Raw genomic sequence first — 22,988 nt, forward strand, 5'->3', positions numbered from 1 at the left:
ACCGTCGGGACGGCGGGATTCGAACCCACGACCCCCTGACCCCCAGTCAGGTGCGCTACCAAGCTGCGCCACGTCCCGGCCGCACCCTCCGTGGGGTGCGCGGACAGCTTAGCGCATCGGGTGGTGTCGATCTCCGAGAGGTCCCTGTTCAGGGTTCGTCGCTGGTCAGAGACTCGGCGCGGGTGCCGATGAGGCGGGTGGGGCGGGTCGGGGTGAAGCGGGCGAGGGCGCGGTGGGACGCGGCGGTGAGGGTTTCGGGGTCGGCGCTGGGCGGGTCGACCGGGGTGCCGTGGGAGTGGGTCCGGAAGTGCGAGTCGCGCAGCTTCACCACGACACGGCCTGCGCGGCAGGAGTGTTCTCGCAGGTCGTCGGCTACGAGGTGGGACAGGCGGGCGAGTTCGGCGCGGAGTTCGGCGGGGTCGCGGACGTCTTCCTGGAAGGTGAACTCGCGGCCGTAGGAGCGTGGCCGGTACGGCTCGCCGCGCACGGGGGTCGGGTCGATGCCGCGGGCCAGTGCCACTAGCCAGGGGCCATTGCGCGGGCCGAAGGTTGCGGCGAGGGCTGATCGGTCCGCGGCCGCGAGGGCGCCGACGGTGGTCAAGCCGTGTTCGGCGAGGCGGGCGGCGGTTTTGCGGCCGATGCCCCACAGCGCTTCGGGGCTGCGCTGGTGCATGGTCGGCGCCCAGTTGTGCTGGTCGAGGCGGAAGGTGCCGGTCTCGTCGCGCAGCGGTGAGCCGGGTTTGGCGAAACCGGAGGCCAGCTTCGCGCGGAGCTTGTTGTCACCGATGCCGACCGAGCAGGTCAAGCCGGTGCGGGCGGGGACCGCGGAGCGCACCGATTCCGCGTCGTGCTGGGCGTCGGCGGTGTCGAGTTGCAGGAACGCCTCGTCCCAGCCCGCCTCCTCCACGATGCCGCCGAACTCGCGCAGCGCGGCCGTGAACAGCGCGGACTTGGCCAGGTACGCGTCCCGGTCGACGGCGAGGAAGACCGCTTGCGGGCACCGTTTCAGCGCGGTGCGCAGCGGAGTTCCCGAGCGGACGCCGAACTCGCGGGCCTCGTAGGACGCGCCTGCGACGACTCCGCGGCGGGTGGGATCGCCGGTTCCGCCGACCAGCACCGGTCGCCCGCGCAGCTCGGGGCGGCGCAGCAGTTCCACGGCGACGATGAACTGGTCGAGATCCACGTGCAGCACGACGCGCTCCACGCCCTCAGCGTGCCACCGCACCGGTACGGTCGTCGGATGGCGAAGCGCAGCGCGGGCATCCTGCTGCACCGGATGCGGGACGGCGGGCCGCAGCTGCTGCTGGTGCATCCCGGCGGCCCGTTCTGGCGGAACAAGGACCTCGGTTCGTGGTCGATCCCGAAGGGCGAATACGGCGACGACGAGTCACCGCGCGATGCGGCGCTGCGCGAATTCGCCGAGGAAACCGGTCATCGGCCGGATCCGGGCGCGCTGGTCGAGCTCGGCGAGATCCGGCAGAAGGGCGGCAAGTCGGTGCTGGCCTGGGCATTGCGCGGTGAGTTCGATCCCGCGCAGCTGGTCAGCAACCCGGTGGAGCTGCCGTGGCCGCCGCGCTCGGGACGCACCGCGTCGTTCCCCGAGGTCGACCGGGCCGAGTGGTTCGACCCGGCGACCGCGCGGGACAAGCTGATCCCGGCCCAAGCCGAGTTCGTCGACCGCTTGCTGGCGGCGTTGAGCTGAGGGGTCAGCGCTTGACCCGGTCTCCGAGCGTCAGCAGCACCAAGTACAGCGCCCCCACGATCACGAACGCGACCGGCAGCAACATCGGCGCGTCCGCCGCGTAGAACAAGCCGGTGATCGCACCGACGATCGAGCAGGGGATCGCGACCGCGATCGCGGCGGCTTGCAGGTGCCGGCGCGGGAACTGGACGGCGGAGGCCGGCTGGGGTGCGGGGGTCCGGTCCTGCCGGACCTCGTCGTGCCGCGCCTCGTCCTGCCGCTCGTCGAAGCGCGGACACGGCTCCGGCAGGTCGCGGAACAGCGTGAGCAGCTCGCCGCGGGTGCGTGCCTGCTTGGCCTGCACGACCCGGTCCCCGTACTCGTCCGAGGTGAGGCAACCGGAAACCACGTGCTCGTTGAGCAGCCGCTCCCCCTGCGACCGGTCGGCGTCCGACAACCTGATCATCTCGTTGCCCGTGGCCCCGGGCGTGGCCGGGACGTTCGTGGACGACACGACGTTCTCCTCTCGCTGCGCAGTGGGTTGCGCCGGCAAGGCTATGGACGAACGCGAGTGCCGCGCCTCGGCCTTCGGGCCGGAACATCCGGCCGGACGGCCGAGATCAATCCAGTGCGGATTCCTTGGTCTCCCGGCTCACCAGCAGCGCGATCAGCGTCAGCACCGCCATCGCCGCCAAGTACACCCCGACCCAGCCGAGCCCGTGGGAACTGGCCAGCCACGTCGCGATGTACGGCGCGACCGACGCGCCGAGCAGGCTCGCGATGTTGTAGGACACCGACGCCCCGGTGTAGCGCACCGCGGTCGGGAACAGCTCGGGCAGCACCGCCCCCATCGGCCCGAACGTCAGGCCCATCAACCCCAGTCCGACGACGAGGAACGACAGCACCGCGGGCAGCGAACCGGAGCCGAACCACGGCCCCATCAGCAGGCCGAACGCGATGATCGCGGTGGTGACGACCAGCAGCGTGGGCCGCCGGCCGAACCGGTCGGCGAGCCGCCCGGCGATCGGCACGGTCAGCCCGAAGAACACGACGCCGACCAGCAACAGCACCAGGAATTCGGAGCGGCTGTAGCCCAGCCCGCCCTCCGCGGTGCCGTAGGACAGCGTGAACACGGTCATCAGGTAGAACAGCACGTAGGTCGCGAGCATGATGAACGTGCCGAGCACGAGGCCGGTGAAGCCGGTCCGGAACACCTGCACGAACGGCACCTTCGCCCGATCGCCTGCCTGCACGACCTTCGCGAACGCCGGGGTCTCGTGCAGGCTCAGCCGCACCCACAACCCGACCGCGACCAGCACCGCCGAGGCGAGGAACGGCACCCGCCAGCCCCAGGACAGGAACGTCGCGTCGTCCATCACCTCGGACAGCAGCAGGAACAGGCCGTTCGCCACGAAGAACCCGATCGGAGCACCCAGCTGCGGGAAGGTCCCGAAGAAGGCCCGTTTGCCCGCGGGCGCGTTCTCGGTGGCCAGCAGCGCGGCGCCGCCCCACTCACCACCGAGCCCGATGCCCTGCCCGAACCGGCACAGCGCCAGCAGCAGCGGCGCTGCCACGCCGATCGAGCCGTAACCGGGCAGGAGTCCGATCAGGACGGTGGAGATCCCCATCGTCAGCAGCGAAGCGACCAAAGTGGACTTGCGGCCGATGCGGTCGCCGAAGTGCCCGAACAGCGCGGAACCGACGGGCCGGGCGACGAACGCGATCGCGAACGTGGCCAGCGACTGCAGCGTGGCCGCCGTCGCGTCCCCGGCCGGGAAGAACAGTTTCGGGAACACCAGCACGGCAGCGGTGGCGTAGACGTAGAAGTCGTAGAACTCGATGGAGGTCCCGACGAGGCTGGCCACCACGACCTGGCGCGTGGAGTTGCGGCTTTCCGCGACGCCGCTGGAAACGTGTCCGACCGCCATGGCCCGGAACCTCCTCGTGGACCTGCCCTCGTTCGAACCTGCCCGCGTTCGAACCTGCGCAGCCTAACTCGGGCTGACCACCCATCGGGACACGATTTCCAGGAAATGGACGTGGGAAGCGACACGGTCCGCTGCTCGCATGAGCGGGCATTGCCGACCGGGGAGTCCGCGATCGGCGGCGAGCTTCGGCGGCCGATCGCGCCGACGCGCGAGCCAAAGCCGCACGACGTGATCACGGGTCGGGCAGTCGCTGGCGGACTCCGAGCAGCGCGGCGAACGGGTCGCCGACCTCGGCCAGCCGGTCGAACACGGTGCGCACGCTCCAGCGGTCCGGCGCCAGCTCCGGGTCGTCGAGTTCGTCCCACTCGATCGGCACCGAGACCGGCGCGCCGGGCCGCGGGCGCGGGCTGTAGGGCGCGACCAGCGTCTTGTTCAGCACGTTCTGGGTGTAGTCCAGCCGGGCCTTGCCGCGGCGTTCGCCCTTCTGCCAAGCCCAGCTGACCAGGTCCGGAACGGTGCTGCCGATCGCCTCGGACACCGCCCGCGCCCAGCGGCGGGTGTCGTCGTAGGTGTAGCGGGGTTCGATCGGCACCCAGATCTGGATGCCGCGCTGCCCGGTGACCTTCGGCCGGGCCTGCACGCCGAGGTGCTCCAGCGCGGTGCGGTGCAGCCGGGCCAGCACCAGCACGTCCTCGAAGGATGTCCGGTCGCCGGGATCGATGTCGAACAGCGCCCACGTGGGGCGTTGCGCGTCCTGGGTGCGCGAGGTCCACGGGTGCAGTTCGAGGGCTCCGTAGTTGGCCAGCCACGCCAGCGCCGCCGGTTCCTCCGGTACCAGGTAGGTGCGGGCCTCGTCGGCGTCGGCGTGCTCGTAGTCCCAGGTCCGGAACCATTCCGGGGTGTGCTCGGGCGCTTGCTTGTGCCAAAAGCCGGGTTCGCCGATGCCTTCCGGGAACCGGTGCGCGTTGAGCGGGCGGCCGGCCAGGTACGGCAGCATCACCGGTGCGATCCGGGCGCAATAGCGGATCAGGTCGCGCTTTTCGACCGCCGGTTCGTGCGCGCCTGCCGGGATCAGCACCTTGTCCAGGTTGGTCAGCGCCAGCTCGCGTCCCGCGAAGTGCCAAGGTCCCTTGCGCCGCAACCGGTCCAGTTCGGCGAGTTCGGCGTCCTCGGGCGGGCGCCAGGTGTGCGCCGCGGGAGGCTGCTCGGCTCGGGCGGCGGGCAGGTCGCTGCGCCAGACGGCTTGCGGGTCGGCGGCGACCTGTTCGCTGGTGCGGCCGCTCTTGACCGAGCGGGGGTGCTCTTCGGCGTCCCAGCCGGGTTCGGCGTGCTCGTCGTCCTTGTGGATCAGCAGCCAGTTCGCCGGATCCCCGCTGCCGCGGCGCACCAGCACGAAGTGCCCGGCGAGCTTCCGGCCGAGCAGCTCCAGGTGCACCTCGCCGGCCTCGATGGCACTGGCGGGGTCGGCGCCGTCGGAGGTCCACCAATGCCCGCGGTCCCACACGACGACGTCTCCGCCGCCGTACTCGCCGGACGGGATCACGCCTTCGAAATCGGCGTACTCCAGCGGGTGGTCCTCGACGTGCACGGCAAGCCGCTTCGCCGCGGGGTCCAGCGTCGGGCCCTTCGGCACGGCCCAGCTCGCCAGCACGCCGTCCGCCTCGAGCCGGAGGTCGTAGTGCCGGCGTCGCGCGCGGTGGCGCTGCACCACGAACCGATTTCCGGCCGCAGCCGCACCTTCCGCCCCGGCCGGCTCGTCCGTGCGTGTGAAGTCGCGCTTGCCCCGGTATTTCGCCAATCGATCGGCTCGCGAATCAGCCACCCCGGTGCTATACCCGATTTCCGCCTGCGGCAAAGATCCGGACTCCGCCGTTCCGCACGCACCCGCACGAAGGGCGCGCGGAAATGCAGCGAAATGCGCGTTCCCGGCACACCGAACAAATACCTTATTCATGACAACGTTTTCGGTGACGGTGGTCCGCGCACTAGGGTGCACCGCGACAACTGACAGGCGAGGTGCCGCGAAGAAGGCGGCACACCGGCCGTCCGGGTTGGACGGTCTCGGAACAGCGAAGGATGTTTGCCTTGGCAAACGCAGACTCGGCCGATGTTGAATCGGGCGAATATTCGGTAAACGACGTCACGGTCACCGAGCCGGGAGTGATCCGGCGCGCCGTGGGGGCCGCCGCGATCGGCAACGTCACGGAGTGGTTCGACTTCGGCGTGTACTCCTACCTCGCGGTCAAGATCGAGAGCGTTTTCTTCGCCGGCCTCTCCCCGACGATGAGCACGATCGCCACGCTCGGGACCTTCGCGGCGGCGTTCCTGGTGCGCCCGTTCGGCGGGCTGTTCTTCGGCCCGCTCGGCGACCGGATCGGCCGCCAGAAGGTGCTGTCGCTGACCGTGATCATGATGGCGATCAGCACGTTCATCATCGGCATCCTGCCGGACTACAGCACGATCGGCGTCGCGGCGCCGATGCTGCTGCTGCTCGCCAGGCTGCTGCAGGGCTTCTCCACCGGCGGTGAGTACGGCGGCGCGATGGCGTTCATCGCCGAGTACGCGCCGGACAAGCGCCGCGGCTTCCTGTGCAGCTTCCTCGAATTCGGCACCCTGACCGGCTACGCGATGGGCGCGACGTTCGCGACGCTGCTGGAGGTGCTGCTCAGCGAGGACGCGCTGCTGAGCTGGGGCTGGCGCATCCCGTTCCTGATCGCGGGCCCGATCGGCGCGATCGGCCTGTACCTGCGGATGAAGCTGGAGGAGACCCCGGCGTTCGCCAAGATCGCCGCGGAGTCCGAGTCCCGCGAGGGCAACCAGACCCTGGCCGAGTTCCGCAAGATCTTCGTCAACCACTGGCCCGCGATGCTGGTGTGCGGCGGGATCGTGCTGGTGTTCAACGTGACCAACTACGTGCTCACCAGCTACATGCCGACCTACCTGACGCAGACGCTGCCGGAGCACGGCCACGCGGGTACGGACAGCACGGTCTCCCAGGTCTTGCAGATCATCGTGCTGGTCCTGTCCATGGTGCTGATCACGTTCGTCGGCAAGCTCAGCGACCGGATCGGCCGCAAGCCGGTGATGTACACCGGTTGCGTGCTGCTGGTGGTGCTGTCCATCCCGGCGGTCATGCTGCTGAAGACCGGTGGGACCGTGGCCACCTTCTGCGGACTGGCGCTGATGGGGTTGATGCTGCTGTGCTTCAACTCCACCTCGCCGTCGACGCTGCCCGCGCTGTTCCCGACCGACATCCGCTACGGCGGGCTCTCGATCGCGTTCAACATCTCGGTGTCGCTGTTCGGCGGCACGAGCGCGACCGTGATCGCCAGCCTGATCGCGGTGACGGGCGACTTGAACACCCCCGCCTACTACCTGATGGGCGCGGGCGTGATCGGCGCGGTGGCGGTCTACTTCGCCAAGGAATCCGCGGGCAAGCGCCTGCCGGGTTCGCCGCCTGCCGCCGTCGACCACGCGGAGGCGCAGCAGCTGGCCACCAAGGCCGGCTGAGCCCGCGCGACGAAAACGGCCCCGCCGCCCGGGCATTCCGGGCGACGGGGCCGTTTCGGGTTTCAGCGCCGTCTTGGAACCCGCTCGCTGCCGACGGGTTCTAAGAAAGCGGGCTCTCAGCGGCTGGTTCGCAGCACGGAGCGGGTCCACGTGGTGATCGCTCCGGCAATGGCGAACAGTCCGGCGGCTTCAATCGACAGGGCCACGACGATGTGGTTCATGGAGATCTCTCCTGCGGCTAACGCGATTTTGATCGGTCATGGGAGAAAACGCCGCATTAGCTGATCTTGGGTGCTTAGACGCTGCGCCCGCCACCGGTTCTGCTCTTCATCTCCCGCCCTCTGCATCGCTGCGCCCCGGGCCGGTATTTCACCCGATCTCGCTCGCCGCGGGTGAGGTATGCCACAAGCCGTTCGGGCCGTTACACGACCGCCTCATCGGCGTCTTCCTGCACCTCATCGCCCCGCACGGGCAACGTCGCGAACGCGGCGGGCGGCTCCTGCCACGGCGAGGCCAGCGTGCCCGCGCGCGCATCCCGGATCGTCTGCCACACCCGCTGCGGAGTCGCGGGCATGTCGACGTGGCGAACCCCGAGGTGGCTGAGCGCGTCGACGACCGCGTTCTGCACCGCGGGCGTCGACCCGACCGTGGCGGACTCGCCGATTCCCTTGGCGCCCAAGGGATTGTGCGGAGTGTCGGTCTCGGTGTTGACGACCTCCAGCGCGGGCACGTCCGCCGCCGAGGGCATCGCGTAGTCGGCCAGCGTCGCCGTCGCCGGGTTGCCGTCCTCGTCGTAGGACATCTGCTCCCACAGCGCTTGCGCGATGCCCTGCACCGCACCGCCCTGCTGCTGACCGCGCACCAGCTTCGGGTTCACGATCCGGCCGCAGTCGTCGACGGCGATGTGCCGCAGCGGCGTCACGAAACCCGTTTCGCTGTCGATCTCCACCACCGAAACGTGCGCGCCGAACGGGAACGTGGCGCCACCCGGCTGGAAGTCGGTGGTGCCGGAAAGTTCGCCGTCACCGGCGACCCGCACCAGCTCCGCCCAGCTCACCGTCGCGCCGGGAGCCCCGGCGACGCCGAGCCCGCCGTCGGTGACCCGGATGTCGTCCGGGGACGCCTCGAGCCTGGCCGCGGCGAGTTCGCTTGCCTTGCGCAGCACCACTTCCCCGGCTTCGCGCACCGCGCTGCCGCCGACCTGCAGCGAGCGCGAGCCGCCGGTGCCGCCGCCGCGCGGGACGGTGGCGGTGTCGGACTGCACGAACTCGACCGACTCCATCGGGATGCCCAGCAGGTCGGAGACCAGCATGGAGAACGCGGTGGCGTGGCCCTGCCCGTGCGCGGAAGTGCCGACCTTGATGGTGGCGCCGCCCTCGTGCACGTCCACTTCGGCGAACTCGCCGGAACCGCCGCCGGTGATCTCGACGTAACTGCTCAGGCCGATGCCCAGCAGCTTCGGATCGTCCGCGGCGCGGCGCCGGGCCTGCTCGGCGCGCAGCTGCTCGTAACCGGCGATCCGCAGCGCCTCGGTCAGCGCCAGGTCGTAGTCGCCGCTGTCGTAGCCGGCGCCGGTCAGCGTGGTGTGCGGGAACTGCTCAGGGCGCAGGAAGTTGCGGCGGCGCAGCTCGGCCGGGTCGATGCCGAGCTCGGCGGCGCCCATGTCGATCAGGCGCTCCAGCATCGCCGCGGCCTCCGGCCTGCCCGCGCCGCGGAACGCGCCGACCGGGGTCGTGTTGGTCAGGACCATCACGCCGTCGTAGCTCAACGCCGGGAGGCGGTAGACGCCCTGGGACATCAGCCGGGTCGGGCCGAGCGCGAGCGAACCGCCGAAACCGGCGTAGGCACCGGCGTCGCCGACCACCCGCGCGCGCAGGCCGACGATGTCGCCTTCGCGGCTCAGGCCCAGCTCGGCGAACTGCACCTGCGCCCGGCCGTGCGGCATCGACTGCATGTTCTCCGAGCGCGACTCCACCCACTTCGCGGGCCGCCCGAGCTCGCGGGCGGCGGCGATCACCACCAGGTATTCCGCGGCCGCGCCCGCCTTGCCGCCGAACGCGCCGCCCACGTGCGGGGCGATCACCCGCACCCGCTGCTGATCCCAGCCGAACGAACCGGCCAGGCCGCTGCGCAACCCGTGCGGCATCTGCGTGGAGGCGTAGACGGTGACCTCGTGGTCGTCGTCCGGTCCGCCCGCGATCGCGGCGAAGGCGTTGCCCTCCATGGGAACCACGGCCAGCCGCTGGTTCTCGATGCGGGCGCGCACCACCACGTCGGCGCCCGCCAGCACGTCGGCTCCGGCGGCGTCCCGATAGCCGCTGGCGATGTTCGAGCCGTGCTCGGGGAACTGCGCCGGAGCGTCCGGGGCCAGTGCGCCCACCGGGTCCACCGCCACGTCCAGCGGGTCGTAGTCGACGTCGACGAGTTCGAGCGCGTCGGCGAGCGCTGCGGTGTCCTCGGCGACCACGGCCACCACCGGTTCACCGGCGAACCGGACGCGATCGGTGGCCAGCGGCTCGCGGGTGAAGTCGCCGACCGGGATGAACGCCTGCACCGGCGGCAGGTCCAGATCCTTCGCGGTGTAGACGGCGACCACGCCCGGTGCGGCGGCCGCAGCGCTCGTGTCGATTTCGGAGATCAGCGCGTGCGCCAGGGGTGAGCGCACGAAACCCACGTGCAGCACGCCTTCCAGCGGCAGGTTGTCCACGTAGGTGGCGCGCCCGCGCAGCAAATCCGGGTCCTCGACCCTGTTGACCTCGTTGCCCAGCAGAGATCCGACCATGATCCGAGCCTAGCCGTGGTGGCGGCCGCTGCACAGCCTGTGTCGGCGCCGACCGGTGCGGGTAGCCGCCGGGACGAGCCGACTACGGAGGTGCTGCCCGTGCAGGCACTGACCTGGCAAGGACCGCGCGAGGTGCGCGTCGAGCAGGTGCCCGATCCGCGCCGCGAGGCCGGTACCGATGCGCTCGTGCGGGTCACCTCGAGCGCGATCTGCGGATCCGATCTGCACCCGCCCGCGCAGGCACCGCAAGGCTACGAGCAGTTCCAGCGCACGACCGGCGGCACGATCATGGTCGAGACGGAGTGACTCATGGTCCGCTTCGGCTACACGTTGATGACCGAGCAGTCCGGGCCGCGCGCGCTGGTCCGGCACGCCCCGCTGGCCGAACGCGCGGGGTTCGATTTCGCGGTGATGAGCGACCACTTCTCGCCGTGGCTGGACACCCAGGCGCACTCCCCTTACGCGTGGAGCGTGCTGGGCGCGGTCGCGCAGGTCACCGAGCGGATCGAGCTGATGACCTACGTGACGGCGCCGATCATGCGCTACCACCCGGCGGTGGTGGCGCAGAAGGCCGCGACGATCGGGCTGCTGTCCGAGGAGCGGTTCACCCTCGGGCTCGGCGCCGGGGAGAACCTCAACGAGCACGTGATCGGGCAGGGCTGGCCGCCGGTGAACGTGCGGCACGAAATGCTCTCCGAAGCGGTGGAGATCATCCGGGCGCTGTCCGGCGGCGGGTACGTCAACTACACCGGGCGGCACTACCGCGTGGACTCGGCGAAGCTCTGGGACGTTCCGCAGCGTCCGGTGCCGATCGGCGTCGGAGTGTCCGGGCCGCAGTCGGTGCGGCGGTTCGCGCCCGCCGCCGAAGCGATGATCTCCACCGAGCCGCGGGCCGAACTGTGCCGGGGCTGGGACTCGGCCGGCGGCGGTGACCGCAAGATCGGGCAGCTGCCGGTTTCCTGGGGCACCGACCGGGACGCCGCGGTGCGCCGAGCGCACGAGCAGTTCCGCTGGTTCGCCGGGGGCTGGAAGGTCAACGCGGAACTTCCCGGCCCGCCCGCCTTCGCCGGGGCGACGCAGTACGTGCGGCCGGAGGACGTGGCGGCCACGATCCCGTGCGGCCCGGACGTGCAGCCGATCGTGGATTCCGTGTCGGCGTTCTGGCAGGCCGGGTTCACCGACGTGGCGCTGGTGCAGATCGGCGGCGACGACCACCAGGACGGGTTCTTCGAGTTCGCCGAACGCGAGCTGCTGCCCGCGCTGCGCAAAGCGTCGTCCTGAACGAGCTGACCGTTCACCACCCGCACGGACATCCCGCCGGCGCGGCGCCTGGTTCCCGCCGGAGCGAACGGCGTGTTCGCCCCACTGGATTGGTCCAACGGTCCGTTCGCTCGGAAGAATCGGGCGGGTCGGGCGGCGGGCACCGCTCAGCGGCGGGCTCGCGGGATCCGCGCGGTGGGCGCCTCCGCGGACATCGGCGCGGGCAGCCGCGTCGTGGGCATCTCGCCCGCCTGCCCGTCGAGCACCGGCAGATCCCGGGTCGTGCCGTCCGTGGCCGGAAGGGGTGTCCACCCCGAATCCGGGCCCGGGCCGAACAACAGCGCTCCGGCCGTGAGCCCGCGGGCACCGTCCACGACCGGCTCGAGCATCCGCGCCAGCCGCGGCAGCAGCGCCGCGACCGCCGCACCCAGCAGCAACCCGACCAGCACGTCGTGCGGGTAGTGCACCCCCACGTAGACCCGCGACAACGCGGTCGCCAGCGCCAGCACGACGCCGAGCCACAACCACGCCCGGCGCACGCAGATCAACGCCACCGCGGATGCACCGGCGAGCGTGGCGTGGTTGCTCGGGAACGACCAGTCCCCCACCTCGGGGCACTGCTCGATGGTGCTGATCCGGGGGAACGCGCGGCACGGGCGGTCCTCCTGGATGAACGTCTTGAGCACTTCGCTGATCAGGTAGGCCAGCAGCACCAGCGGGACCGCGAGCACCGCCCGCGCCGACTCCGCGGCCGTTCCCGGGCGGGAGCGCCAGATCAGCACGCCGAAGATCAGCAGGAACGCGACGATGATCGCGTCGGTGGCGAACGCGCCGAAGCCCTGCAGGAACGCCGGGCTCGCCGCGCCCGACCCAGCCAGGTCCCGGTACCACCACTCGCTGATGTCCGGAACACCCGGAACGTTCTGGGAAATGCGGGATTTCCCGAAGATGAACGAAAGATGAAGCACCGCTATATCGTAAGGAGATCAACAATGCCGGCCCGCGCCCGCCCCCGCGGGAAACCGGTGCCACGTCCGGCGCACACCCACATCCCGACGCACCGCCGCGCAAGGTCTTTTCGAGTGATCACCGAGTAGCGGTCGTCACAAAATCTGCTCCATTCACGCGAAACCGGACGACGGGAATGCCGGGTGATCAACCTTCGCTACGGTGACCCGCGGGCACGGCAGCACTGCGGGGCGGCAGCGCTGCGGGGCGGCGACCTGCGGGCGGCGGCCTCGGGTGCCCCGCGGACGGCCGACGAATCCGCGCACTGCGCGCGGAGGTATGAGGAATCGATGGGACAAACGACAGGCTGGATGGTCGGCGGGCTGCTCGTCCTGGTGGTGCTGCTCGGCGCCGCGGTGGCGGTGCTGGGAACGCGGTTGGCGCGGCAGAACCGCGAACGGTGGCAGCCGCCGGTGCTGGAGCAACCGCCGCAACCGGTGCTGGAAGCCCGCCCCGAACCACCGCCGGAACCGGCCCCGCCGGTCCGGGCCGACCTGGACTACCGGCGCGAGGTGGTGCAGGGCGCGCAGGAAGCGCTCGGCGGCACGATGCGGCGCATCCTGGCGCTGACGAACAACGCCGCCGAACAGCTCCAGCAGATGCAGCGCTCGCACGGTCCGGAGGTGCTGGAAGACCTGCTGCCGATCGACCACCTGCTCGCGCAGGCGCAGCGCCGCGCGCAGATGGTGACCGTGCTGTGCGGCTCCACCCCCGGCCAGCAGCGTTCCCCGCAGCTGCTGGCGCGGCTGGTCGGCGCGGCGCAGTCCCGCATCCACGACTACGACCGGGTCCGGTTGTCCACTCGGGACACCACGACGGCGGTGCTGGGCCGGGTGGTCGAGCCGATCAGCGCCGGCCTGGCCGAGCTGCTGGACAACGCGACCCGCTCGTCCCCGCCGACCGCGCCGGTCGACGTGCTGATCACCGCCGAGTACCACGGGGTGTCGATCGAGATCCACGACGGCGGCGTGGGAATGCCGCCGGACGCGCTGGGGCAGGCCAACGCGCTGCTGGCGCACGGCGAGTCCGAAGTGGAGCTGACCGAGCTGGGCAACCCGCCGCGCACCGGGCTGGCGGGCTGCGGCGTGCTGGCGGCGAGCTACGGCTTCCACGTGCGGCTCGACGCCGCGTCCAGCCGGGGCGGGCTGCGCGCGGTGCTGCTGGTGCCGCACAACCTGCTGACCACTCTGGAACCGGCGACCACCGAGGAGGCACCGGCCGCGGCGCAGACCGCGGAGGCCGAACCCGCGCCGCGGCACCGCCGCAGCGAACCGGAGACGGACACCACCGCCTCCGGGCTGCCGAAGCGGCCGCGCCGCACGGTGACCCGCTCCGGCGACCTGTCCGAGCACCCAGCAGCAGGCGACACCGCGGAGTCCGTCGGCGACACGGCTGGACTGCGCACGCAGGACGTCGCGAAGACGCTGCGCGGCCTGCAACGCGCGAGCCGCCCGACGACGGATCAGGACGTGGGGCCGTCCGACGTGGCGGCACCGGACATCCCCGGGCCGGACAGCGCGGTTCGCGACCGCGAAGCGGGGGATCCGACCGCCACCTCATCAGGAAAGGACGCGAACGCATGAGCGAGACCGCTCGCCGAGCAGCGCTGCCGGACCGCACCTGGGTGCTCGACGACCTGGTCGAGCACGCCGGGATCCGCGCGGCCATCGCGGTGTCCGGGGACGGGATGCTGCTGGTCAAGAACGCCGCCCTGGACCGGGCCGACGCGGAGCGGTGGGCGGCCGTGAGCGCCCCGCTGCAGTCCTGCGCCCGGCACGGGATGGAACCGCTGGGCTACCCGACCGGTGGTTTCGAGCAGGTGATGGTGCAGCACGCCCGCGGCTTCCAGCTGCTGCAGCCGTTCGGCGAGGAGTCGTACCTGGTGCTGGTCACCGAAGCGGACGCCGACCTGGGCGTGGTGGCCACCGAGATGCAGGCGACCGCTCAGCGGCTCGGGCAGGAGATGGGCACGGCTGCGCGCACCGCCGCCGGGAACCGGCCGTGAGTCCAGGCCCGCACAGACGCGAATCCGAGCTGGTGCGCTCGTACGTGCTCACCCGCGGGCGGGCGCGCGCGGACAACCCGGTGGAACCCGCGACGCTGGTGCGGGCCGTATCGCGCGGCACCGTGCCCGAACTCGAACCGGACCGCCGCCGGATCGTGCAGGTCTGCCAGGGCGGGGCGCTGGCGGTGGCGGAGATCGCCGCGCACACCCGGCTGCCGCTGAGCGTCTCGCTCGTGGTGGTCGGGGATCTGATCGATGACGGCTACCTGGCGCCCGCCGCGGCTTCCCGGCCGTCGGCCACGCCCAGCCCGGACCTGTTGAAGGAGGTGCTGGATGGACTTCGCAACCTGGACACCTCCGCATGAGTCGGCCTACCTCGCCCCGACCGTGCGCCGCTCGGCGAAGATCCTGATCGTCGGCCCCGCCGGGGTCGGCAAGACCACGTTCGTCGACACCATGTCGGAGATCGAGCCGCTGCACACCGAGGAATCGCTGACCGCGGCCAGCGAGGGCGTGGACGACCTGCGCGGCACTCCGGCGAAGACGACCACGACGGTGGCGCTGGACTTCGGGCGGCGCACGCTCAACGAGCAGCTGGTGCTGTACCTGTTCGGCACGCCGGGGCAGCAACGGTTCAACTACCTGTGGCGGACTTTGGCGCGCGGCGCGCTGGGCGCGATGGTGCTGGTGGACACCCGGCGGCCGGACGCCTCGTTCGACGTGATGGACCGGGTGGAGCAGCTGGAGGTGCCGTACGCGATCGCGGTGAACGCCTTCGACACCGCGCCGCGCTACCCGGCCGAGGAGCTGCGCGAGGCGCTGGACCCGCCGCCGGGCACGCCGCTGGGCGTCTGCGACGCGCGCGACGAGCCGTCCTGCAACCGAATGCTGATCACGCTGGTGGAAAACGTGCTCGCCGGCGCGGGCACGACGAAGGAGCACGGAGTCTCGGCTTGACCACTCATCTCGACACCGAGCGCATCCCGCTGTACGGCGAGGACTTCACCGGGAACCCGGACCGGGTCTATTCGCAGCTGCGCTCGCGCGGCCCGATCGTGCCGGTGGAGCTCGCCCCGGACGTGCCCGCGATGCTGGTGGTGGACTACGACACGGCGCTGCAGGTGCTGCGCAGTCCGCACGTGTTCGTGAAGGACTCGCGCCGCTGGCAGGCCACCGCGCCTGCGGACGCGCCGGTGCTGCCGATGATGTCGTGGCGGCCGAACACCTTGTTCGCCGACGGGGAGCAGCACGCGCGGCTGCGCCCGCCGGTGGCCAACAGCCTCGACCTGGTCAAGCCCGCGCAGCTGCGGCGGTACGTGCGCAGCAGCGCGGCCGGGCTGATCCGCGGGTTCACCGGCCGCGGGCACGCCGACCTGCTCGGCGAGTTCGCCGCGCAGCTGCCGATGCTGGTGCTGCAGCAGATGTTCGGCTGCCCGGCGGAGATCTCGCAGGCGATGGTCGCCGCGATCGCCGCGCTCTGGGACGGCACCGACCCGCAGCTGGCCAACCAGTACCTGGAGGCCAGCGTCACCGACCTGGTCGAGTACAAGCGCGCCAACCCGGGCGACGACATCGCCACCCGGCTGATCGAGCACCCGCACGGCCTCGACGACGAGGAGCTGCTGCACCAGCTGATCATCATGATGGGCGCCGGTGCGGAGCCGCTGGGCAACTGGATCGCCAACGCGCTGTACCTGCTGCTGACCGAGCACCGGGTGGCCGACGCGGTGGCCACCGGCAGCGTCGCGCTCGACGAAGCGCTCGACGACGTGCTGTGGCGCTACACGCCGCTGGCGAACTACGCGATCACCTACCCGCGGCACCCGGTGCACCTGGGCCGGGTGCTGCTGCCCGCGGACCAGCCGGTGGTGATCTCGATGGCGGCGATCAACACCGACCCGGCGCTGCACCCGACCGGGCAAGTTCCCGCGGGCAACCGCGCGCACCTGGCGTTCAGCGCGGGCGCGCACAGCTGCCCGGCGAGCAGGCCCGCGCGGTTGATCGCGACCGTGGCGTTGGAGACGCTGCTGGACTACGTTCCCGAGGTCGAGTTGGATGATCAGCAACCGCTGCGGTGGCGTCCGGGTCCGTTCCACCGGGCGCTGACCGCCCTGCCGGTGCGCTTCCCCGCCGTGGCAACGCTCGCCGAACCCGCCCCAGGAGGACCCGCATGTCCACATCAGGATGCCCGCTGACCCCGCTCGACCCGTCCGGCGCCGACGTGCACGGCGAAGCGCACCGGCTGCGCGAGCACGGCTCGGCCGCGCAGGTGACCTTGCCGGGCGAGGTCCCGGCGTGGGTGGTCACCGAGCACGGCAGGCTGCGCGGGCTGCTGGCGGACGAGCGGGTGTCGAAGGATCCGCGGCAGCACTGGCCCGCGTGGATCCGCGGCGAGATCCCCGGTGACTGGCCGCTGATCTCGTGGGTCGGCGTGGACAACATGTTCACCGCCTACGGCCCGGATCACGCGCGGCTGCGCGGGCTGGTCTCGCGCGCGTTCACACCGCGCCGGGTCGAGGCGCTGCGCCCGCGCATCACCGAGATCACCGGCGAGCTGCTGGACGCGCTGGCCGGGGAGTCCGAAGTGGACTTGCGCGCGGCGTTCACCTATCCGCTGCCGATCGCGGTGATCACCGAGCTGTTCGGCGTTCCCGAGCAGATGCGCGCGGGCCTGCGGCACATCGTGGACGAGGTGTTCCGCACCTCCGCCACTCCGGAGGAGACCGCGGCCACCGCGCAGGAGATGGCGCAGTTCCTCGCCGACCTGATCGAGCACAAGCGCCACCACCCGGCCGACGACCTCACCAGCGGGCTGCTGGCGGCGCGCGACGAGCAGGAGAACCGGCTCAGCGAACGGGAATTGGCCGACACGCTGATCCTGATGATCGGCGCCGGGCACGAGACGACGGTGAACCTGCTGGGCCAGGCGGTGGTCGCGCTGACCACCCACCCCGAGCAGCTCGCGATGCTCCGCAACGGCGAAGTGTCCTGGGACGACGTCGTCGAGGAAACGCTGCGCTGGGAGCCCGCGCTGGCGAACGTGCCGCTGCGCTTCGCCACCACCGACATCCCGCTGCCGGACGGCACGGTGATCGCCGAGGGCGACGCGATCCTGGCGTCCTACGCCGCAGGCAACCGCGACCCCGGGCGCTACGCCGAACCCGACGAGTTCGACGCGCGCCGCGGCGCACGGGACCACTTGGCGTTCGGGCACGGCCCGCACTTCTGCCTCGGCGCGGCGCTGGCGCGGCTGGAGGCGCACATCGCGCTGCCCGCGTTGTTCGAGCGGTTCCCGAAGCTGGAGCTGGCGGTGTCCGCGGGCGAGCTGCCGCCGACCGAGTCGTTCATCTCCAACGGCTACCAGCAGCTGCCGGTGCGGCTCGGCTGAGCCAACCGCGCCCACAGCGGCTTCTGGGCCTTGTCCTGTCAGCGGCGGAGTCGCTGATCAGCGGTCATCCAAGCAACCGGCACCGCCGCGGGTTCTCAGCGGCGTCCTCACGAGGACAGCGGTTTCGCCGCGTAGCGAGCTACGTAAGAAATCGATCGAGGGCGCCGCTGAGGTTCCGCTACCGGCCGCGCAAAATGATCTGCAGCAGTACCTTGCCGCGGCTTACCTGACCTGTTCCGTCGGGCGCACCAGGATTTCGTTGATCGCGGTGCGCCGCGGGCGGGTGGCCATGTAGGCGATCGCGTCGGCGATGTCTTCGGACTGGATCACGCCGAGTTCGGAGGCGGTCCTGGCGTTCGGCGCGGTGTCGTCCTCGCTGGTGGTCAGCTCGGTTTCGACGAGGCCCGGTTCGACCAGGCCGACTCGGACGTGGTGCTCGGCGAGTTCCTGGCGCAGGCCCTCGGAGAAGGCGCCGACCGCGTGCTTGCTGGCGGCGTAGACGTTGCTGTCCGGTGCGGGCATCTTGCGCCCGGCCACGGAGCTGACGGTGATGACGTCGGCGATGCCGCGGGATCCTCGCGCGGCGGCGGTCAGGTGCGGCAGTGCGGCGTGGGTCGCGGAGAGCACTCCGTTGACGTTGATGTCGACCATCTTGCGCCATTCGCTCAGGTCGGCTTCCCGCGCCGGCGCCCACTTGCCGTAGCCGGCGTTGTTGATCAGCACGCCGATGCCGCCGAGTTCGTCGGCCGCGCGGTCGATCGCGGAGCGCACCGCTTCGGCATCGGTGACGTCCACCTCGTAGGCGTGCGCGTCGCCGATCTCCTTGGCGAGCGCTTCCAGCCGGTCGCGGCGGCGCGCGAACAACGCGACCGTGGCGCCTTCGGCGGCCAGCGCGCGGGCGGTCGCCTCCCCGATCCCGCTCGACGCGCCGGTGACGACTGCAGTGGTCCCGTCCAGCTTTCCGGTCATCAGCTGCTCCGTTTCCTCGCGCGGGTCCCCTTTGGACGCTTCGGCAGGGTTGGCCTCTTCGGTGGGTTTTCCGGTCGCACCGGCGGGGAAACGCCGGTGCGCAGTGAACCCGTCCGGTCCACTACTACCCTTCCGCCCAGGCTTGCGACTGCGGAAGGCGAGGGCGATGTATCGCACGTTGTTGGTGTGCCGACATGCGAAGGCCGCGGCTGGGGATGACGACTTCGACCGTCCTCTGGAGCCGCGCGGCGAACGCGACGCGGCGGCGGCCGGGCGCTGGCTGGCCGGGCAGGGCTTCGGCATCGACCGCGCGCTGTGCTCACCCGCGTTGCGTGCCCGGCGAACGTGGGAGCTGGCCGGGGCGGAACTGGTCGACGCGGAAGCGGGCGCGGTCGAAACCGTGCACGACGACCGGATTTACGAGGCGACCGCCGGTGAGCTGATCGCGGTGCTCAACGAACTCCCCGGCTCCGTCGGCACCGCAGCCCTCATCGGCCACAACCCGGGCTTGGAAGACGTCGTCTCGGTGCTCACCGGCCGACCGTGCCGGTTGAAGACGGCCGCGGTTGCCGTGCTCACCGGCCCCGGCGACTGGACCGCGGCCGAACCAGGCTGGGCGCAGCTGCGCGAAATCACCGAACCGCGCGGCTGACGCGCTATCTCGCCCGCGAGTTCCCGGCGCCGACGCGGCGAGTTCCTATGTGGACGGTGTCAGCGCACCATCGAAAAGCCCGCTGAACTGAGCGCAGTTCAGCGGGCTATCGCCGATCTTGCGGTTGATTTCGATACAGCGCGGACGACTGCGGCGCACGACCGAGCGACCAACGCTGGACGCGACAGCCCCCCCAGCCTGCCGGTCCCCCGAACCGCTATGCCTCGCAGAGCCAAACGTGATCGGCCGTGTCCGAGCCCCCGCCCAGGTGCGGAGTCGAGTACGGCGCCGGGCCGTAGTAAACGTGGTCCCAGCCACCGCCGTTCCTGCTGCCGGCCCACGCATACGTGCCCGCGGTCTGGTTGTTGTGCAAGCTGGTCGCTTTGTCCAGGAAGTCGTAGTCGGAGTTGTTCAGGTCGTAGTCGCCGCACTTCCAGAACGAGATGGTCCCACCGTGCCCGGACGGCGGCTCGTAGTCGGCATCCGCGTACATGCAGAAGCTGCCGCCTCCGCAGTTCGGCGCGCCGGCTGCCTTCGGCGCTCCGGGAACGTCGAACGTCCGGGTCACCCCCTCCGGGAAGCTGATCTGGTTGAAACCGGTCTGCGTCGCACGCGGAATTCCTGCCAACCTGCGATCGATGTCGGCCTGCAACGCGGCGGCTTGCCGTTCGCTGACACCCGCCGCCCTGGCTTGCTCGGCGAACGGCCGCACCTCTGAGGCGTTGGCGCTGCCCACCATCCCGACCGCCAGTGCTGCGACGGCCGCGGTTCCTCCGACTGCTCTGATCAACGACGCGCCGCTGGATCGCTTTCGCACGCTTTACCTCCGCTTCTTCCGGGACAGCGGGCCCGGCGAACACCGCAGATGCCCGCGAATCTCGGTTTCATATCTTTCGTCGCTTTCGCCTGAAACGTTAGAGCGGTCCAGGCAGCGTGGGAAACAGTTGGTGTCGATCAGCGGCATGGCCGCCATCGATGAAGGTCTTCCGAGTGGTGCTGCACAACGTCGACTTGAACCTGCTTCTTGCATTGGACGCACTTCTCACCGAACGGCACGTGACGCGCGCGGCGGAACGCAACATGGTCGGTCAAGCCGCGATGAGCGCATCGCTCGCCCGGCTGCGCAAGCATTTCGGCGACGTCCTTCTGGTGAAGGAGCGAAACCGTCTGGTGCTGACGCCCTTGGCCGAGTCACTGGTCGCCCCGGCACGCGAGGCGATCGCGGCAGCCGAGGCGACCATGGCCGTCAGCGAACCGTTCGACCCCACCACCGACCACCGCACCTTCCGCGTCATCGCCAGCGACTACGCCATATTCGTGCTGCTCAAGTCATTATTGGCCGAATTCGCCGCGCACACGCCGCGGATTCACCTCAATCTGCTGCCGATACCGGACGACTACCTCGATCAACTAAGACGCGGCCAAGTGGACCTCCTGATCGCCCCGACCGCGTTCACCGGCCCGAACTTCCCCTTTCCGCACGAGGTTCTGTTCGAAGACGGTTTCGTGCTCGCGGCCGACCGCGACAACCCCGACATCGGCCGGTCGGTTTCACCGGAGGAATTCGCGCGCCTGCCCTCCGTCGCTTTCGGCGGTGGTCCGCTGCGCTCCTTGATCGAAGTCCAATTGGACGAACTGGGCGTGCAGCGCAACGTCGAGATCTTCACGCAGAGCTGGGTGATCAACCCGTTCCTGCTTAAAGGCACCCGACTGGTCAGCATCGTGCACGAGCGGCTGGCACGGCCGATCGCCAACCGGATGGGCCTGCGGTTGTTGCCCCCGCCCGCGCCGCTCCGGCCGATCATCGAGGCCATGTACTGGCATTCCCGGAACACGAACGACTCCGCCCACCGCTGGCTGCGAACGCAGATCGCGGATGCCGCGTCCCGCATGTGAGAACCGGTTCAGCAGCTGAAGAACCGGTAGGCGACGAGTGCAGGCAGCGAGGCAGAGCACCAGGACCACGCCCGCGGACGCGGCGCAGGCGATCGGACGGCTGCGCCGGTCGCTTCGTTGCCGGTCGGTCATGTCGTGGCTCGTTCGCACCTTCTCGCGATCGAGTCCGGTCCGGACCGTCAGGAGGGCGATTCCCGCATGGTTTTCTTCGCCGATTCCAGGTTGTCCTGGTAGTCGGCGGCGTACTCCTGGGCGTCCGCGCCGCGCCGATCTTGCGCCGTCAGGAACCCAAAGTAGTACTTGCGATTTCAGGCAGGCACGTGCTCCGGCAGGTCCCAGCGGCGGCGCCGGATCAGCACCGGTGTCACGACACCGCGGTCCTGCGCGGCCAGCACCGCCGCGCGCGTGCGACGCCACCACACGGTCACCCGGAAAACGGCCAGCAGCAGCAACATGACCAGCGCCAGCAGCGCGATCCGGTACTCGCCGACGGCGTCGAGCAGCACACCGACCAGCAGCACCCCGAGCGCGGTGGCCGAATGGCCGCCGACGTTGGCGATGCCGGTCGCGGTGCCGACCTGGTCGATCGGGTTGTAGTCGCGCACCAGCGCGAACGCGACGTTGGAGACCGGGCCGCCGAAGGCGAACATCAGGAAGCTCAGCGACACCACCAGCAGCGGCGGCCGCGCCGAGCTCAGCAGCACCAGCCAGGTCAGCCCGTTGCACAGCAGGTAGCCGAACACGATCGGCACCCGCGCGCCGGGGAACCGGCCGATCAGCGCGCCGACCGGCGGGCCGCCCGCGATCTGCCCGGCGATCAGGATGCTCAGCACCAGGCTGGCTTGCGCGGGCGGCACGCCGACGCCTTCGACCAGATACGGGTAGCCCCACAGCAGGCTCATCACGTTCGGCACGAACATCGTGCCGAAGTGCGTCCAGAACGCCAGCCTCGTGCCGGGAATCGCCCAGGACGAACGGACCTTGCGCAGGATCGTGCGGGCGTCGCCGGCACCGGCGGCCGAGCCCGGCGAGTCGCGCAGCACTCCGGCGGTGATCGTCGCGTAGGCCGCAGTGATCGCGCCGACCAGCAGGAACGTCCCGGTCCAGCCGAGCGCGGCGAGGACTCCGGCGAGCGGGAAGGTGGCGGCCACCCCGCCGAGCGCGCCCATCGCCGCGGAGATCGTCGCGACCAGGGCGTACTGCCGCGCGGAGAACCTGGTCGCCACCAGCCGCAGGATGCTCACCCAGGTCAGCGCGTCACCGATGCCGAGCACGGCACGCGCGAGCAGACCCAGCGGGTAGGAGGTGGCGAAGGCGAACAGCAGCTGCCCGCAGCCGAGCAGCAGCACGGCTGCGGTGAGCACGCGCCGCGAACCGAACCGGTCCACCAAGAGGCCCGTGGGGATCTGCATCGCCGCGTAGATGCCGACCTGCAGCACGGTGAACGAGCTCAACGCGGCCGGGCCGACCTGGAACCGGTCGATCGCCAGCGGCCCCGCGACGCCGAGCGTGCCGCGGTGGAACACGGCGGCGAGGTAGGTCAGCACCGCCGCGCCCCACATCAGCCACGCGCGCCGCTGCGCCGCGCGGTCGACGATCGAGGGGGTGGCGGGTGGCGCGCCCGCCAGGGGTTCACGGTCCTCCGGTTCCCGACTCCCAAGTCGGTCGGCAGCCACGTCGAACCCCTCTCCTCGTTGCGCGAGCACGTCCCGCTTCATCCTCGCGCAACGAGCGCGCAACGTTAGCCCCGCGAACCGTGCGATCCCCCACACTGTCCACAGTGGTCACCTGTTCTTCCGGGGCGGAGGGCCCCTTCGACCAAGCTGGTGCGGCGAAGGGCTCTTCCACTCCGAACGGATCGTGGCGGCGGGCACGGTTCGGTTGACACGGGTTCGGGGCGTTCCTAGCG

At 70.8% G+C, this 22,988-nt stretch carries 21 protein-coding genes and 1 tRNA gene; 12 read left to right on the top strand and 10 right to left on the bottom strand.

All coding sequences use genetic code 11. The features are described 5' to 3' along the window. Positions 1-4: 4 nt before the first annotated feature. Together INP57_RS25890 and INP57_RS25895 are read right to left on the bottom strand one after the other, a co-directional pair. Positions 5-78, bottom strand: a tRNA-Pro gene (locus INP57_RS25890). A 70-nt stretch (positions 79-148) separates the two neighbouring features. Beyond that, positions 149-1,204, bottom strand: a complete 1,056-nt coding sequence (locus INP57_RS25895) for a DNA polymerase IV (RefSeq protein WP_307850282.1) — start codon at positions 1,202-1,204, stop codon at positions 149-151. Between the two features lie 36 nt (positions 1,205-1,240). Here INP57_RS25895 and INP57_RS25900 point away from each other — a divergent pair, with 36 nt between their 5' ends. Further along, positions 1,241-1,702, top strand: coding sequence for an NUDIX hydrolase (locus tag INP57_RS25900; RefSeq protein ID WP_200072968.1), 462 nt, complete (start codon positions 1,241-1,243; stop codon positions 1,700-1,702). A 4-nt stretch (positions 1,703-1,706) separates the two neighbouring features. Here INP57_RS25900 and INP57_RS25905 read toward each other — a convergent pair whose 3' ends face one another. The 3 genes from INP57_RS25905 to ligD all read right to left on the bottom strand — a co-directional run bounded on the left by INP57_RS25905 (position 1,707) and on the right by ligD (position 5,431). Further along, on the bottom strand, positions 1,707-2,195 hold the full coding sequence (locus INP57_RS25905; RefSeq protein WP_200072969.1) for a DUF1707 SHOCT-like domain-containing protein: 489 nt from the start codon (positions 2,193-2,195) through the stop codon (positions 1,707-1,709). 106 nt (positions 2,196-2,301) lie between these two features. Beyond that, positions 2,302-3,609 (bottom strand): MFS transporter, encoded by a 1,308-nt coding sequence (locus INP57_RS25910; protein ID WP_200072970.1) that lies wholly within the window; start codon positions 3,607-3,609, stop codon positions 2,302-2,304. Positions 3,610-3,841: 232 nt separating this feature from the next. After that, entirely contained in the window at positions 3,842-5,431 is a 1,590-nt protein-coding gene (ligD, locus tag INP57_RS25915; protein WP_307850283.1) for a non-homologous end-joining DNA ligase, read from the bottom strand. A gap of 263 nt (positions 5,432-5,694) precedes the next feature. On the opposite strand from ligD, the gene INP57_RS25920 reads away from it, so the two are divergent. Further along, the gene (locus INP57_RS25920; RefSeq protein WP_233628300.1) at positions 5,695-7,119 is read left to right on the top strand and encodes an MFS transporter; all 1,425 of its coding nucleotides are present in this window, start codon (positions 5,695-5,697) and stop codon (positions 7,117-7,119) included. Positions 7,120-7,540: 421 nt separating this feature from the next. On the opposite strand, the gene INP57_RS25925 is transcribed toward INP57_RS25920, so the two are convergent. After that, complete coding sequence (locus INP57_RS25925; protein ID WP_200072973.1) at positions 7,541-9,901, bottom strand: xanthine dehydrogenase family protein molybdopterin-binding subunit; 2,361 nt, start codon at positions 9,899-9,901, stop codon at positions 7,541-7,543. Between the two features lie 99 nt (positions 9,902-10,000). On the opposite strand from INP57_RS25925, the gene INP57_RS30580 reads away from it, so the two are divergent. Together INP57_RS30580 and INP57_RS25935 are read left to right on the top strand one after the other, a co-directional pair. Continuing rightward, positions 10,001-10,207: a hypothetical protein gene (locus INP57_RS30580; RefSeq protein ID WP_200072974.1), complete on the top strand. Its 207-nt coding sequence runs from the start codon at positions 10,001-10,003 to the stop codon at positions 10,205-10,207. Positions 10,208-10,210: 3 nt separating this feature from the next. Continuing rightward, the gene (locus INP57_RS25935; protein ID WP_200072975.1) at positions 10,211-11,182 is read left to right on the top strand and encodes a TIGR03557 family F420-dependent LLM class oxidoreductase; all 972 of its coding nucleotides are present in this window, start codon (positions 10,211-10,213) and stop codon (positions 11,180-11,182) included. Positions 11,183-11,328: 146 nt separating this feature from the next. Here the strand turns inward: INP57_RS25935 and INP57_RS25940 are convergent, their stop codons facing one another. Then, the gene (locus INP57_RS25940; RefSeq protein ID WP_200072976.1) at positions 11,329-12,129 is read right to left on the bottom strand and encodes a phosphatase PAP2 family protein; all 801 of its coding nucleotides are present in this window, start codon (positions 12,127-12,129) and stop codon (positions 11,329-11,331) included. A 330-nt stretch (positions 12,130-12,459) separates the two neighbouring features. Between INP57_RS25940 and INP57_RS25945 the strand changes: the two genes are divergently transcribed. The 6 genes from INP57_RS25945 to INP57_RS25970 are packed head-to-tail and all read left to right on the top strand — an operon-like array spanning position 12,460 to position 17,562. After that, entirely contained in the window at positions 12,460-13,752 is a 1,293-nt protein-coding gene (locus tag INP57_RS25945) for an ATP-binding protein (protein ID WP_200072977.1), read from the top strand. Next, positions 13,749-14,174, top strand: coding sequence for a roadblock/LC7 domain-containing protein (locus INP57_RS25950; RefSeq protein ID WP_200072978.1), 426 nt, complete (start codon positions 13,749-13,751; stop codon positions 14,172-14,174). Before INP57_RS25945 ends, INP57_RS25950 begins: the two co-directional genes overlap by 4 nt. Then, complete coding sequence (locus tag INP57_RS25955; protein ID WP_200072979.1) at positions 14,171-14,539, top strand: DUF742 domain-containing protein; 369 nt, start codon at positions 14,171-14,173, stop codon at positions 14,537-14,539. Before INP57_RS25950 ends, INP57_RS25955 begins: the two co-directional genes overlap by 4 nt. Then, positions 14,508-15,131 (top strand): GTP-binding protein, encoded by a 624-nt coding sequence (locus INP57_RS25960; RefSeq protein WP_200072980.1) that lies wholly within the window; start codon positions 14,508-14,510, stop codon positions 15,129-15,131. Before INP57_RS25955 ends, INP57_RS25960 begins: the two co-directional genes overlap by 32 nt. After that, the gene (locus INP57_RS25965) at positions 15,128-16,369 is read left to right on the top strand and encodes a cytochrome P450 family protein (protein ID WP_200072981.1); all 1,242 of its coding nucleotides are present in this window, start codon (positions 15,128-15,130) and stop codon (positions 16,367-16,369) included. Before INP57_RS25960 ends, INP57_RS25965 begins: the two co-directional genes overlap by 4 nt. Then, positions 16,345-17,562 (top strand): cytochrome P450 family protein, encoded by a 1,218-nt coding sequence (locus INP57_RS25970; protein ID WP_200072982.1) that lies wholly within the window; start codon positions 16,345-16,347, stop codon positions 17,560-17,562. The genes INP57_RS25965 and INP57_RS25970 overlap by 25 nt, the downstream gene beginning before the upstream one ends. A gap of 222 nt (positions 17,563-17,784) precedes the next feature. Here INP57_RS25970 and INP57_RS25975 read toward each other — a convergent pair whose 3' ends face one another. Continuing rightward, complete coding sequence (locus tag INP57_RS25975) at positions 17,785-18,531, bottom strand: SDR family oxidoreductase (protein ID WP_200072983.1); 747 nt, start codon at positions 18,529-18,531, stop codon at positions 17,785-17,787. A 166-nt stretch (positions 18,532-18,697) separates the two neighbouring features. On the opposite strand from INP57_RS25975, the gene INP57_RS25980 reads away from it, so the two are divergent. Continuing rightward, a complete protein-coding gene (locus INP57_RS25980; protein ID WP_200072984.1) occupies positions 18,698-19,183 on the top strand; it encodes a SixA phosphatase family protein in 486 nt (161 codons plus the stop codon). 217 nt (positions 19,184-19,400) lie between these two features. Here INP57_RS25980 and INP57_RS25985 read toward each other — a convergent pair whose 3' ends face one another. Beyond that, positions 19,401-20,000 carry a hypothetical protein gene (locus tag INP57_RS25985; RefSeq protein WP_200072985.1) on the bottom strand — a complete coding sequence of 200 codons (600 nt, stop codon included), beginning with the start codon at positions 19,998-20,000 and terminating at the stop codon, positions 19,401-19,403. A 173-nt stretch (positions 20,001-20,173) separates the two neighbouring features. Between INP57_RS25985 and INP57_RS25990 the strand changes: the two genes are divergently transcribed. Continuing rightward, positions 20,174-21,079, top strand: coding sequence for a LysR family transcriptional regulator (locus INP57_RS25990; protein WP_200072986.1), 906 nt, complete (start codon positions 20,174-20,176; stop codon positions 21,077-21,079). A 308-nt stretch (positions 21,080-21,387) separates the two neighbouring features. On the opposite strand, the gene INP57_RS25995 is transcribed toward INP57_RS25990, so the two are convergent. Beyond that, positions 21,388-22,641, bottom strand: coding sequence for an MFS transporter (locus INP57_RS25995; RefSeq protein ID WP_200073044.1), 1,254 nt, complete (start codon positions 22,639-22,641; stop codon positions 21,388-21,390). Between the last annotated feature and the right edge of the window lie 347 nt (positions 22,642-22,988).

Source organism: Saccharopolyspora galaxeae (assembly GCF_016526145.1).
Taxonomy (GTDB): Bacteria; Actinomycetota; Actinomycetes; order Mycobacteriales; family Pseudonocardiaceae; genus Saccharopolyspora_C; species Saccharopolyspora_C galaxeae.